The following is a 12,361-nucleotide window of genomic DNA, read 5'->3' on the forward strand; positions in this document are numbered from 1 at the left end:
AAGGACCATAATGATGAAGAAAAGAGCGATTATGTTGTGCACGTCGGTTATTGTCGCTGCACTGATTCCTGCTTTTGCGGTTGCGCGGGAAACAGTGGTATATTCGCCAAAAGTGATTGTGTTAACAGCATTTCCACCAGAATGGCACGCCTGGACAAAGCTGAGCCCGTATCATTATCGTACGATGCAGGTGGCTGGGTTGATACGCCCGCTTATTTGTAGCAAGGATCGCGTCTGCGTTACCGAAACTGGCGAAGGAGAAATTAACGCTGCGGTGTCAGTTACCAGTATTGTCAAAGACGCCCAGCTTGATGTTCGCAAGACCATCTTTATCCGCAGCGGAATTGCCGGCGGAGTGGATCAACCCGATTCTCCCCTGGGTAGTGTATATATCAATGATTGGATCATTTCCTGGGCATTTGGTCATCATTATCTATCGGACCAGAAAAAATTGGCGTGGTCACCTCCAGGTTGCAATAATTACGCGAAGGAATATAGCAAACCATCTGATTGTACAAACTACTCTCAGAATTCTCTGGAAAACCTCGCCTATCGGATCAATCCCCGGCTTTTGGCAATGGCAGTGGGCGCTGCGAGCGCAGTTAAACTAGGCAATGATTCTGCTGCAATTGGTTTGGATGATAGATTTCACTTGCAAAAGCAGCCAAAAGTGCTGGTGGGTGCGACGATCACCGGAGATGACTTCTGGATAGGAAAGGAGAATCAGGAAATTGCGCAGAAAATCGTGAAAATGTATACGCAGGGCACTGGAAGATATACCAACACGGCGATGGAAGATCTTGGCGATATTTCTGCCTTATCGCGCTTTGGGTTGGCTAAAAATTATCTTTCTGTTCGTGGGATATCTGACATCGATGTGCCGCCTCCAGGGGAAACGGAGGAGAGCATCTGGGCGAAAGGTGATCTCTACGCTGGTGAGCTAGCAGAGAAGAACGCGGTAATTGTTACGCAGGCGATCATTACTAAAATCTTGCTACAGAAAGATTGAGCTGAGCCATGACGAAGAAATGCGAGCCTGCCCGCCGCGACGCGCGGGAAAAGATCTTGGGGCAAGCGATCTACGTGGATGATCTGCAGCCTGCAGAGGCCTTATACGGTGCGACGATTCGGACGCGCTTGCCGGGAGGCTTGGTGGAAGCGGTGCATTTTGCGAAGGATTGGGATTGGTCGGAATACCTTATTGTCAGGGCCAGCGACATCCCAGGAAAAAACGCCGTGAAATTCATCGAGGATGATCAACCAATCCTGGTGGATAAGCAGTATCGACATGCTGGAGAGCCCGTTTTGTTGCTGGCGCATCCGGATCGGGAACGGTTGCATGCAGCGTTGTCCCAGATTCACCTAGACGAGCGCGCCGGCCCGGAACCCGTCTGGGATATCGATGCAGCCTTGATGACTGACAGGCCGGTCATTCCCCAGAATACCTACACGGACTATCTACTGCAGAAAGGGGATCTGGCCGCGGGTGACGAAGAGTGTGACTGTGTCATAGAACTGCGCGCTGAGACGCCGGCGCAGGAGCAGTTGTACATCGAACCGCAAGGGATGATTGCGAAGGTCATGTCCGATGGGCGGATGCGCGTAGAGGGCTCGATGCAGTGCCCCTATTATGTGCTTGACGCCCTGCGCCAGTGCCTCGGATGGGAGGAGAAGCGAGTCCAGGTCGTGCAGACGACTACTGGCGGTGCCTTCGGCGGTAAGGAAGATTATCCATCGGTCATTGCCTGTCATGCCGCTCTGTTGGCGCTCAAGGCGCAAGGTCGACCGGTGAAACTGGTCTATGAGCGCGGCGAGGATCTACGGGTCACCCCTAAGCGGCATCCGTCGCGCACTCTGATCCGCCTGGGCGCCACCCGAGATGGCGAGTTACGTTTGATTGATATGGATTTTGCCATTGATGGCGGGTCCTACCGTACCCTGAGTCCGGTGGTCTTATCCCGTGGGGTGATCCATGCCGCCGGACCCTACCATTGCCCGAACATCCGCGTGCGAGGACGGGCGGTGTTCACTAATCATCCGCCTTTTGGCGCCTTCCGCGGGTTTGGTGCGCCCCAGAGCATCTTTGCCATCGAGATCGCCATGGATCGTCTCGCGGCAAAACTGGGAATGGATCCCGCCGTGTTGCGACGGAAGAATCTTCTCCGGCCAGGGCTTACCAGTGCCACCAGTGATCGGCAGAGTCACGATTGTTTTGCCGAAGAGGTGCTCGACATTGCCTTGCTGCGCAGTCGATATCAGGAGAAGAAAACCGCCTACGAAACATGGAACGCAGGTGCTGGCAACACGCGTCGGGGCATTGGCTTGGCTTGTTTTGCCCACGGCGCAGGTTTTACGGGTAATGGAGAGCTGTACCTTGCCTCTCGACTCAGTCTCGCCCTGCAGCCTGATGGGACGGTGGAGATTCTCTGCTCCAATACTGAAATGGGGCAAGGCGCTGCTACGACGCTGTGCCAAGTCGCAGCGGAGGCCCTCGGCGTTCCGTTGGATTTTATTCACTTTCCTGCCGTAGATACGAGTCGGGTTCCCAATTCTGGACCAACGGTAGCCTCACGGACCTGTATGGTGGTGGGTGGCTTGGTTTCGGCCGCTGCCCAGAAACTCCGGCATGCCTTGGAGGACCGTGGGCTGGATCTTGCGCATTTCGCAGCAGAGCCGTATGTCGAGAGTTGTGCCGCACTCTGCGCCGAGCATGGTGGAGAATGGCGTATCACCGAGACCTATCAGGCTCCCACCGGGATGGTCTGGGACGAGAAGCACTTCCAGGGTCGTGCCTATGCCAGTTTTGCCTGGGCCTGTTATGTGGCGGAAATCGAGGTGGACGTGACGACGCTGGAAACCCGCTTGTTACATTTCACGGCGGTGCAAGAAATTGGCAAGGCGGTACATGCACAGATCGCACAGGGACAGATTGAAGGGGGTGTGGTGCAGGGGATTGGTTGGGCCCTGTTCGAGGACATAGTCTGGAACGATAAGGGGATCATGGCTAATGATCGCCTGACAAACTACATCATTCCGACCTCTGCAGACATTCCGGAAATCGACGTCGTTTTTTTGGAAAAGGGATTGGGTGCCGGGCCCGATGGTGCCAAGGGCATTGGTGAATTGCCTATGGATGGCCCCGCGCCGGCCATTGTCAATGCGCTGCATCATGCCTTGGGTGTGGCACCCTCCCGGATTCCTGCGTCACCAGAGCGACTGCTCGAAGCTTTGGAGATCGCGGCGGAGGAACAATCATGAGTATCGAATTTATCTTGAACGGGAAGCCCGTTTGCTCCCAGTCTCCGGCACCAACTCGCCTACTGGATGTGCTCCGCGAAGAATTTGCTCTGACCGGCAGCAAGGAGGGATGCGGCGAGGGGGAGTGTGGTGCCTGCGCCGTGCGCATTGACGGCGAATTGGTGAACAGCTGTTTGGTGCCCATTGGTCAATTACCTGGTGCCAGGGTGCAAACGATTGAAGGGGTGTCCGCAGAATCGCCCCTGGTGCGCAGTTTCGCTCGCTGTGGAGCCACGCAGTGTGGCATATGCACGCCAGGGATGATGTTGGCGGCACAAGCCCTGTTGGAGACCTGTCCCACCCCGACCTTACCAGAGATTCGTTGGGCGCTTAGCGGTAATCTTTGCCGCTGCACCGGCTATGGGCGTATCTACGAAGCCGTGGCGGAAGCCGCGCAGGAGATGGCCTGATGGGTGACTGGTATCGTCCCAGTAGTCTTGCGGCTGCAGTTGAATTTCTCCGCCAACATCCAGGGCAGCCGCAGATCATCCAGGGTGGCACCGACGTCATGGTCGGGCGCGGTAGTGGCTTGGATGGTGCAGAAGATTGGCTGGATCTCAGTGGTATCGCAGAGTTGCGGGAATACTGTGAAGCTAGCGATGGCAGTTTGCGTATTGGTGCGGGTGTCTCGCTCTCCCAATTACAGGCGGACGCGCGGGTACGGAGGAAATGGCCCAATCTCGCATCTTCGGCGTCCCAAACTGGTGCGCCGGCAATTCAGAATCGTGCCACCTTGGGGGGGAATGTCTGTAATGCGTCACCAGCGGCAGATAACGCTCCCGCGTTGCTGGCCTATGATGCCGAATTGGAAATTATTGGTCCGCAAGGGCGCCGAAGTTTGCCCTACCGGGACTTTCATCTGGATTACCGGCGCACGGCCTTGGGGCCCGCGGAACTGCTTGCCCGAATTCGACTACATCCCATACCCGCGGATTTCTGTCATTACTATCGTAAGGTAGGCACTCGTGCTGCCCAGGCCATTGCCAAGGTGGGGCTGGCTGCGGTGATTCAATGGACAGAAGCCGGTGTTATCGCCGAAGCCCGTTTTGCTTTTTCCAGCGTTTCTGCCACGCCAAAGTTGGCGGTGCATCTTGCGCACGCATTGGCTGGAAAAACTAGAGAGCAGATCTCGATGCAGAGCATTCAGAATGCATTGATCCAGGATATTGCGCCGTTATCGGATATCCGTTCCAGCGATACCTATCGCCGGGAAATTGCCGGGCGCTTGGTTTGGGAGGCGTTGCATACGCCCATTACGCAGGAGTGAATCATGGAAGTCATGGAGCAGCAAATCGTTAATGTGCCTTTGGTGGATGCCAGCGAGGATGCGTTGAAGGATTATGGGGTGATGATTTCGGAAAAGGTCTTTTCCCCTGGGCTGACCATCCCCTTTTATCAGGGAAGCGTAGAGGAAGGACAAAATCTCGATTTTGTCTATACCGGACGCGCAGTGGTGCGGACGGCACGCATTTCCCATCGTAGTCCCGAAATTACCTGGTTAGAGCGGCATCAGGCCATGAGCCAAATCTTTGTTGGCTTGGGGGCTTCTCCTTTTGTCATGGTGCTTGGCAAGCCTAATCACTTGCAGGGAGAGTCTGTTCCGCAACTGGAGAGTGTGAAGGCTTTCCGTATCCCCGCCGGGCATGGCGTGATGATACACGTGGGGACGTGGCACGATTTCCCTATGGCCTTTGATGGTCAGCCGGTGACCGTGCTTACCATGAACTCCGACGAGGTGGTGACCGCGTTAGCCTCTGCAGAATCCGCCGATGAAATGGACACTGGGGATGTCTACAAAATCGACATCCAGCGGCGCACGGGTAAGGTACTGCGGGTTCCTTTCTGAGGTTCATCCATGCGTAGCCAGGTTCATCGTTTCTTCCCCACCAATCCTGCGGATGTCAGCGGTCTCGCGATCGCGATTGCCGCAGGGGAAGTCCGGCCACAGCAGATCGTCGCTATCCTGGGCAAGACCGAGGGCAATGGTGCCATCAACGATTTCAGTCGGGGATTGGCGATCATGGCCTTGGGTCGCTTGCTTGGACCGCTTCTGGACTGCCCGGCTGAAGAAATAGAAGACCGCATTGTCCTCTCCTTCTCCGGTGGCACGGAAGGGGTGACCTGTCCGCATTACCTAGTGTTGACTGTGGATGAAACCCCCGCTTCGGCTGGGGAAAAGGGCCTGGCTCTGGCAGTGGGGCATACCCGTTCATTCGCCCCGGAAGAGGCAGGCCGTCTGCCGATGATTCTTGAAACCGCCCGGGTAGTGCGGGCATTGCAAGCACAACTTGAGGTTGATGCCGAGGATGTGCATCTGGTGCAGATCAAGGGGGCCATTCCGCCGCTGCCGGCTGATGTGGAGCAGCGTGGGCCGCGAGAGTGGCGTTGCGACATGGCTTGGTCACGGGGGGCATCAGCACTGGGGGTAGCGTTGGCTCTCGGCGAACTGTCTGGCGATGCCCTGCACGACGATATGATCAATCGGGATTGGTCGCAGTATTCGACTCGCGCGAGTGTGTCTGCGAAGCCAGCACTGCTGCGCTCGGAAATCTGCCTCTTTGCGAATGCCCCAGGCTGGGTTGCGGATCTGCAGATTGCGCACGGGGTGATGCGCGACATTCTGGATGTCGGCGCGATCTACCCGATATTGGCAGAGTTGGGCCTGGAGCCTGTCCATGGCCAGTTGCCCTCAGACGCTAGCGCCCGTGTCCTGGGCGCCTTTGCCAAGTCCGATGCCGATCCACGCGGCGTTGTCCGTGGTCGCCGGCATACCATGTGGACCGACGGAGATATCTCTGACATGCGTCATTCCCGCAGTGTCGTTTCCAGCCTCTTGGCTGGGGTGTTGGGGGAATCGGCGATCTATGTCTCCACCCGTGCCGAGCACCAGGGTCCGTTAGGTGGTGGCCCTGTTGCCATCATTGCGAGAACGTCATGAGCTCCGACGCACAATCCGTTATGCCCGTCGTCGTTTGGGAGGCACTGGTCACCGAGGTCTATGGTTCGGCACCGACACGGGTGGGTGCGCAACTACTGCTGCACCGGGATGGACGAATTGCTGGCAATCTCGGTGGAGGTCATTTGGAACATAGCGTTCGGCAAGCGCTGGAAAGGACGCGGTCTGTGCCGCCTTGGTGGCAACAGCGCTTTGTTCTTGGCGGTGAGAATGACCAATGCTGTGGGGGCGTGGTCGATGTCGCTCTGGTACAGGTGCCGGGGGAGCTTGCGCCCTTGTACCGGCCAGGAGCGAGCCGTTGGTATCAGCGGCAAGAAGGCCGATTGCAGCTTCGTGGCGGTGAGAGTGATGATGCGGTGTTGGGATCACCACAGCCAGTAAAAGCGATTTCCAGTTCGCCGACGTGGAGTATGGAAACCGAAATATTCCTGATGCCCAGTCCACAGCGACAGGCGCTGTGGATTTTTGGGGCAGGCCATGTCGGGCGTGCCATCGCGGCGCTCGCCCCGGGGCTCGACTTCGCCGTAACGGTGTTCGATGAGCGGGAAGAATGGCTGGACCCAAGTGTCTTTCCACGCGATGTAGGCTTGTGCCGGGACTGGGAACTGACGAGTTTGCCCAAGCCCAGAAAAGAGACGGCAGTCCTGATCTTGACCTACAGCCATGCTCTGGACTTCGCCTTATTGCGACACTTTTCTTGTATGCGCCTGGCCTATCTCGGGGTGATTGCCAGCAAATCCAAGGCGGCACGTTTTCGTCATGCCGCCCAGCGCGAGGGTTGGGCCTTGTCTCCCGTATTACATATGCCTATGGGCTTGCCCGGCATGGGTAAGGCACCCGCAGAGATCGCCGTTAGCGTGCTTGGAGAGCTATTGCAGCTCCGTCACCACACTCGACAGAAAAAGGAAAAGGAACATGTCCGATTACAAGATCCCGCCTGAAGAACTGGACCGTTACTTGCAGGAGATGGGTGCCGTCGTGGGTTTATCAATTGCAGAAGAGTATATGGCCGGAGTGAAAAAATACCTGCAGATATCCTTGCGGATGGCAGAAGCTCTGCAAGCTGCACCGTTACAGATGGAAGATGATTTCGCTCCCATCTTCCGCGCTTGAAGGAGCTTGCTATGGACTGGACAAGTGCCGCGGAAATTGCGGAGAAGGTGCGTGCTGGTATCTGGAGCGCAAGTGCTGTTGTCGAAGAAACTCTGGCGCGGATTGCCCGAAAGAATCCTGAGCTCAACGCGTTTACTTTGGTAACCGCAGAAAGGGCGCGTGAGGAAGCAGCGCGGATCGATCAGTTGCTAGCCTCAGGAAAAAACCCCGGACCATTGGCGGGGGTCCCCTTTGCCGTAAAAAACCTCTTCGACATCCAAGGGAAAGTAACCTTGGCCGGCTCCAAAATCAATCGCGATCTTCCGCCAGCAGTCGCGGATGCTACCCTGATTCAACGGTTGTCCTCAGCGGGGGCGATCCTGGTGGGAGCCCTGAATATGGGCGAGTATGCCTACGACTTTACCGGTGAAAACCTGCATTATGGCCCTTCACGCAACCCGCACGACTTACGTCGCATGAGTGGGGGTTCCAGTGGTGGCAGTGGTTCTGCCGTTGGTGGCAGACTGGTACCTCTAGCGCTAGGTTCGGACACCAACGGCTCTATCCGTGTGCCTTCCTCCCTGTGTGGCGTCTTTGGCCTCAAGCCCACCTACGGGCGTTTATCGCGTGGCGGTAGTTTTCCTTTTTGCCCTAGTCTGGACCACGTCGGGCCTATGGCGCGCACCGCGCAAGATTTGGCGCTGGCCTACGATGCCCTGCAAGGTTCTGACGATCGGGATTCCGCCCAAGTAGATCGTCCAGTCGAACCGGTGGGCACGTTGGCAACGGAACTGGCGCCTGATCTGCGCATTGCCATGTTGGGTGGGTATTTTGTGCAGCAAGGGACGGATGCCTCGCGGGAGGCCTTGGGACAGGTGGCGGATGCATTGGGCGTTCAGACATCCATCGAGATTCCAGAGGTGGCAATGGCCCGTGCAGCGGCATACGTGATTACCAATGCCGAAAGCAGCACGCTGCACCTGCCCAATCTGCGAACCCGTCCTGCGGATTACGACCCGGACGTGCGCGACCGCATGCTCGCTGGCGCACTATTACCTGCGACGGCCTACCTGCAGGCACAACGGGTGCGAGCCCGTTTCCAGAAGATCGTCGGGGAGATCTTTACCCAGTACGACATCCTTCTTGCCCCCTCAACCCCGATGACCGCTCCGCTGGTTGGGCAGAAAACCATGCAGCTTGATGGCGAAGAAATGCTGGTGCGCCCGCACTTGGGACTCTATACGCAACCGTTTTCGTTCGTGGGGTTACCAGTGGTCAGTGTGCCGGTGTCGGGATCGTTGCCCATCGGGGTGCAAATCATTGCCGCGCCCTGGCAGGAAGCCAAGGCGTTACAGGTGGCCCAGGTATTGGAGGACCGTGGTTTTGTCAGTGCTGTACCGCAATTCTAAGGAGAATGTCATGCAATCGCTAAAAATCAATCTTCCGAATGTGCATGCCGAGGTACTGGCGGCTTTTGAGCGCTATGAGAGAGCGCTGGTAGAGAATGATGTGGAAGTGCTGGACGAGATCTTTTGGGATTCTGAGCATACCCTGCGCTATGGAATCGCCGAGAATCTGTATGGCTATCCCGCCATTGCAGCGTTTCGGGCGAGTCGGCCGGGACAGGCGTTACAGCGACGATTGGTAAATACGGTGATTACCACCTATGGCGAAGATTTTGCTACCGCTAATACGGAATTCCTGCGAGACGCGGTACATGGGCGGCAGAGTCAAACCTGGATGCGTACCCCCGTGGGCTGGCGGGTGGTGGCAGCCCACGTTAGTCTGATGCCAAAGGGTTCGTGATCTGCTTCCCGCAGTCATCCTTGCTGCCGGGCGTTCCCAGCGCTCCGGGCGCGTCCATAAGTCCTGCCGTCGGGTTCCCGGTAGCCGTTGGACCTGGTTGGAGGACCAGGTGCGGCGGTTGCACTGGGCAGGCTTTGCACCTATACGGGTGATTGCTGGCCAAAGATCTCGGCGTTTATGGCGTTGCTGCCGATTGCGGGTACACCGCCGGGTGAACTTCCAAGCGGCACGGCTTGGGCCGTTTTCTTCGGTACGCCTGGCGGCTGATACTGCAGCGACCGCAGTACTGTTAGTACAGAGTGATACCCAGCTGCCAGCAAATACCGAATTACGACGCTTGCGCAGGGCCTTGCATATTTCTTCCGTCATGGCAGCGCGCTTGGTGGATCAGCATGGGCACGGCGGGCATCCGGTACTGATCGCAAAGGTTTTGGCCCAACAAATACGTGCCGCTGGGGAGGGTGAGCGCTTGGACAAGTTGTTGCAGTCTTTGCCGGGTGCCGCCTTGGCCAATCTTCCCACTCGACGCTTTCGTAGTTTTCCGCGTCTGAATGACGCGCAGGGGTGGAATAAGGCGAGAGCGCAATTGCGGGTGTGGGCGCGGCGCTCATGATGCTTTTGGCACAGGGAAGGCAGGGGCTGGTTACGGCGCCCCATGCCCTGGCGGCAGAGGCTGGTGCACAGGCTTTGGCGGGGGGTGCCAACGCCATAGAAGCGGCGATCGTCGTGTCTGCAACGTTGTCCGTTGTCTATCCGCACATGACGGGTTTGGGCGGCGATGCGTTCTGGCTGGTTTCCGATGGCAGGATGTCCTTTGTACGAGGCTTGCTTGCCGCCGGTCCGTCAGGTCTCGCCTACGACGCGAAGGTCTTTCATGCGCACGGGCTGCGTAACATTCCCTTTCGCGGGGCCCTATCCGCAATGACCGTGCCCGGTATGTTGCGTGGCTGGGAGATGGCACAGACCTTTTCCCAGACCCATTGGGATGGTTCTCTCGATTGGTCTGCACTCCTGGCGCCTGCACATGATCTTGCAGCACGAGGGTTTCCTGTCAGCCCAAATCAGGATCGAACCCTGCGGCAGTATCGTCATGATCTCGAGGCCGATGCGGAGTTCTGTGCGCAATATCTTCCCCAAGGAAGGCTGCCGCGAGCGGGGGAGATCTTCTGTCAGCCTGCCTTGGCGCGGACCCTCACGCGCCTGATGGATGAGGGGCCGGCCAGTTTTTATGCCGGAGAGTTGGCCCAAGAAATGATAGCGGGCTTGCGCGCCAAAGGGAGCCTGTTAGATCTGCAAGATCTGGAGCATTTCCGTGCCGAATGGGTAGAGCCATTGCAATTACCCTTTGCCGACGGGATTTTATACAACCTTCCACCGCCTAGCCAGGGCATTGCCTCGTTGATGATTGCGGGGATCATGGAGCGATTGGGTTTGGCGGCCGTCGACCCCTTGGGTGCGGAACTGGTGCATGGCGCGGTGGAGGCCACGCGGCGTGTTTTTCCCGTGCGGGATCAAGTGGTACATGATCCTCGCCGAGCTTCAGCATCCTCTTGGCATGAACTGTTAGAGGGCAATTATCTAGATCTACAAGCGGAGGAAATCCGCAATGGACTTATCCCCCTATTGCCTGCCTGGCAGCCTGGGTTGGGGGATACGACTTGGTTTGCCGTCGTCGATGGCCAAGGTCGTGTAGCGAGCGTTATCCAGAGTCTCTATCACGAGTTTGGTAGTGGGATCGTGGCCGGCAAATCTGGTGTACTGTGGAATAATCGTGGCTGCGCTTTTACGCTCGATCCCGATAGCCCACGCGCTTTGCTGCCGGGTATGCGGCCCTTTCATACGCTAAACCCTGCGCTTTATGGCCGCGCTGGGCGGGTGCACATGGCTTATGGGAGCATGGGGGGGGATGGTCAGCCGCAGACCCAAGCGGCGCTCCTATTCCGGCATCTGCACCAGGGGCTAACGCCAGCAGAGGCCGTAGATGCGCCCCGCTGGCTCTTGGGACGCACCTGGGGGAATCCCGTCACCGCGCTGCGGCTCGAGTCGCGCTATGATCAAAATGTTTGCAAACGCCTGGAACAATGGGGGCACACCCTGCAGCTCGTGCCCAATTATAGCGATTTGATGGGGCATGCCGGCATTTTACGTGCTCTGCAGGATGGCAGCTGGATAGGGGCCGCGGACCCACGCAGTGATGGTGGTGTCGCTGGGCCAGGGGCAATCCCCACCTAGTCTTCCATATACATACTTTCCATTTCCTGAATGACCAAATGCGAAAACTGCGCTGCGGGAACCGAAAGCCCCCGATTGCGAAGTTGTGCGCAGATGATGGGCACGGGATGAATCTCCCGTGCATTGATTGGACGAAAGAGCAGGGAGTTCGAATTTTCTCTTTGATACCGTCCTGTGGAAAGCACAAAGCCAATTTGATCGGTCCCGTGGAGTAATCCCCGCATTACCTCATAGGAGTTGGTTTCTGCAGCAATCCTGACGTCTCTCCCCAAGTGATGCAGGGCGCCTTCCAGCATCTCGCGCGTGGTCAAGCCAGTTGACGGAAGCACTAGAGGATACTGTAGGCAATCGCTAAGACGTATTGAGCCTATCTTTGCCAACGGATGATTTTTGTCCATGGCCGCGAGCAATGGCTGTTTCACCACTGCCAAATCAAATACATCCGGATGTTTGGGGGGCGCGATAATGATGGCGAGATCGACGTCAAAGCTGAGTAGATGTTGCATGGCAACTTCATGCTGAGCCACTCTGATCAAGAAGGAGATCCCCGGATGCCGCGCACGAAACAGGCGCACCACGCTGGGGACGAAATCTGTCGCCAACGCAGGGCTCACAGCGATAGCCACCTGACCCTGCTGCATTCCCTGTAAACGGTGGATCTCGGATTGGACGCGCTGACTCTCCGCAATATGGTGGCGGATGTAGTTGACATAGATCTCACCGGCAGCCGTCAACCGCATTCCTCGCGCGTGGCGCTCGAAGATCGGGGTGCCCAGTTCTTCTTCCAGGTCCTGTAGACGCCGATCCAGGGCAGAAGCCGTGACGTAGAGCTTGTCTGCGGCCCGCCGCACAGAACCCTCGCGGACGATCGCATCAATGTACTGAAAGAGTCGAAGATGGCGCATGCGTAAACCGTTCGATAAGTTGCAACAGATGGGAACAAAAATAGCACTTTTTGTCCATTCTACCTAATTGTAT

Annotated in this window: 13 protein-coding genes; 12 read left to right on the plus strand and 1 reads right to left on the minus strand. The window is 57.2% G+C overall.

Annotation, left to right across the window (positions count from 1 at the left end; all coding sequences use genetic code 11):
- Positions 1-10 precede the first annotated feature (10 nt).
- The 12 genes from M5D89_RS05660 to M5D89_RS05715 are packed head-to-tail and all read left to right on the plus strand — an operon-like array spanning position 11 to position 11,383.
- On the plus strand, positions 11-1,009 hold the full coding sequence (locus tag M5D89_RS05660) for a phosphorylase family protein (protein WP_248884866.1): 999 nt from the start codon (positions 11-13) through the stop codon (positions 1,007-1,009).
- An 8-nt stretch (positions 1,010-1,017) separates the two neighbouring features.
- Complete coding sequence (locus M5D89_RS05665) at positions 1,018-3,258, plus strand: xanthine dehydrogenase family protein molybdopterin-binding subunit (protein WP_248884867.1); 2,241 nt, start codon at positions 1,018-1,020, stop codon at positions 3,256-3,258.
- Positions 3,255-3,707, plus strand: coding sequence for a (2Fe-2S)-binding protein (locus tag M5D89_RS05670; RefSeq protein WP_248884868.1), 453 nt, complete (start codon positions 3,255-3,257; stop codon positions 3,705-3,707). Before M5D89_RS05665 ends, M5D89_RS05670 begins: the two co-directional genes overlap by 4 nt.
- Positions 3,707-4,564 (plus strand): FAD binding domain-containing protein, encoded by an 858-nt coding sequence (locus M5D89_RS05675; RefSeq protein ID WP_248884869.1) that lies wholly within the window; start codon positions 3,707-3,709, stop codon positions 4,562-4,564. The genes M5D89_RS05670 and M5D89_RS05675 overlap by 1 nt, the downstream gene beginning before the upstream one ends.
- Positions 4,565-4,567: 3 nt before the next feature.
- The gene (locus M5D89_RS05680; protein WP_248884870.1) at positions 4,568-5,143 is read left to right on the plus strand and encodes an ureidoglycolate lyase; all 576 of its coding nucleotides are present in this window, start codon (positions 4,568-4,570) and stop codon (positions 5,141-5,143) included.
- A gap of 9 nt (positions 5,144-5,152) precedes the next feature.
- Positions 5,153-6,235 carry a cyanuric acid amidohydrolase gene (atzD, locus tag M5D89_RS05685; RefSeq protein WP_248884871.1) on the plus strand — a complete coding sequence of 361 codons (1,083 nt, stop codon included), beginning with the start codon at positions 5,153-5,155 and terminating at the stop codon, positions 6,233-6,235.
- Entirely contained in the window at positions 6,232-7,194 is a 963-nt protein-coding gene (locus tag M5D89_RS05690; RefSeq protein WP_248884872.1) for an XdhC family protein, read from the plus strand. Before atzD ends, M5D89_RS05690 begins: the two co-directional genes overlap by 4 nt.
- The gene (locus tag M5D89_RS05695; protein WP_248884873.1) at positions 7,169-7,366 is read left to right on the plus strand and encodes a DUF4089 domain-containing protein; all 198 of its coding nucleotides are present in this window, start codon (positions 7,169-7,171) and stop codon (positions 7,364-7,366) included. The genes M5D89_RS05690 and M5D89_RS05695 overlap by 26 nt, the downstream gene beginning before the upstream one ends.
- 11 nt (positions 7,367-7,377) lie before the next feature.
- Positions 7,378-8,754, plus strand: coding sequence for an AtzE family amidohydrolase (locus tag M5D89_RS05700; RefSeq protein WP_248884874.1), 1,377 nt, complete (start codon positions 7,378-7,380; stop codon positions 8,752-8,754).
- Between the two features lie 10 nt (positions 8,755-8,764).
- A complete protein-coding gene (hpxZ, locus tag M5D89_RS05705; RefSeq protein WP_248884875.1) occupies positions 8,765-9,151 on the plus strand; it encodes an oxalurate catabolism protein HpxZ in 387 nt (128 codons plus the stop codon).
- A 16-nt stretch (positions 9,152-9,167) separates the two neighbouring features.
- Positions 9,168-9,764 carry an NTP transferase domain-containing protein gene (locus M5D89_RS05710; RefSeq protein WP_248886442.1) on the plus strand — a complete coding sequence of 199 codons (597 nt, stop codon included), beginning with the start codon at positions 9,168-9,170 and terminating at the stop codon, positions 9,762-9,764.
- Entirely contained in the window at positions 9,761-11,383 is a 1,623-nt protein-coding gene (locus M5D89_RS05715; RefSeq protein ID WP_248884876.1) for a gamma-glutamyltransferase family protein, read from the plus strand. The genes M5D89_RS05710 and M5D89_RS05715 overlap by 4 nt, the downstream gene beginning before the upstream one ends.
- On the opposite strand, the gene M5D89_RS05720 is transcribed toward M5D89_RS05715, so the two are convergent.
- Positions 11,380-12,288 (minus strand): LysR family transcriptional regulator, encoded by a 909-nt coding sequence (locus tag M5D89_RS05720; RefSeq protein ID WP_248884877.1) that lies wholly within the window; start codon positions 12,286-12,288, stop codon positions 11,380-11,382. The two genes, M5D89_RS05715 and M5D89_RS05720, sit on opposite strands and share 4 nt — an antisense overlap.
- Between the last annotated feature and the right edge of the window lie 73 nt (positions 12,289-12,361).

It is taken from the genome of Acidithiobacillus acidisediminis (assembly GCF_023277115.1).
In the GTDB taxonomy this organism is placed as follows: Bacteria; Pseudomonadota; Gammaproteobacteria; order Acidithiobacillales; family Acidithiobacillaceae; genus Igneacidithiobacillus; species Igneacidithiobacillus acidisediminis.

Bases quoted from the DNA above. Each gene is read 5' to 3' on its own strand.
- M5D89_RS05660 (WP_248884866.1), top strand. From the start codon at position 11: ATGATGAAGAAAAGAGCGATTATGTTGTGCACGTCGGTTATTGTCGCT.
- M5D89_RS05665 (WP_248884867.1), top strand. From the start codon at position 1,018: ATGACGAAGAAATGCGAGCCTGCCCGCCGCGACGCGCGGGAAAAGATC.
- M5D89_RS05670 (WP_248884868.1), top strand. From the start codon at position 3,255: ATGAGTATCGAATTTATCTTGAACGGGAAGCCCGTTTGCTCCCAGTCT.
- M5D89_RS05675 (WP_248884869.1), top strand. From the start codon at position 3,707: ATGGGTGACTGGTATCGTCCCAGTAGTCTTGCGGCTGCAGTTGAATTT.
- M5D89_RS05680 (WP_248884870.1), top strand. From the start codon at position 4,568: ATGGAAGTCATGGAGCAGCAAATCGTTAATGTGCCTTTGGTGGATGCC.
- atzD (WP_248884871.1), top strand. From the start codon at position 5,153: ATGCGTAGCCAGGTTCATCGTTTCTTCCCCACCAATCCTGCGGATGTC.
- M5D89_RS05690 (WP_248884872.1), top strand. From the start codon at position 6,232: ATGAGCTCCGACGCACAATCCGTTATGCCCGTCGTCGTTTGGGAGGCA.
- M5D89_RS05695 (WP_248884873.1), top strand. From the start codon at position 7,169: ATGTCCGATTACAAGATCCCGCCTGAAGAACTGGACCGTTACTTGCAG.
- M5D89_RS05700 (WP_248884874.1), top strand. From the start codon at position 7,378: ATGGACTGGACAAGTGCCGCGGAAATTGCGGAGAAGGTGCGTGCTGGT.
- hpxZ (WP_248884875.1), top strand. From the start codon at position 8,765: ATGCAATCGCTAAAAATCAATCTTCCGAATGTGCATGCCGAGGTACTG.
- M5D89_RS05715 (WP_248884876.1), top strand. From the start codon at position 9,761: ATGATGCTTTTGGCACAGGGAAGGCAGGGGCTGGTTACGGCGCCCCAT.
- M5D89_RS05720 (WP_248884877.1), bottom strand. From the start codon at position 12,288: ATGCGCCATCTTCGACTCTTTCAGTACATTGATGCGATCGTCCGCGAG.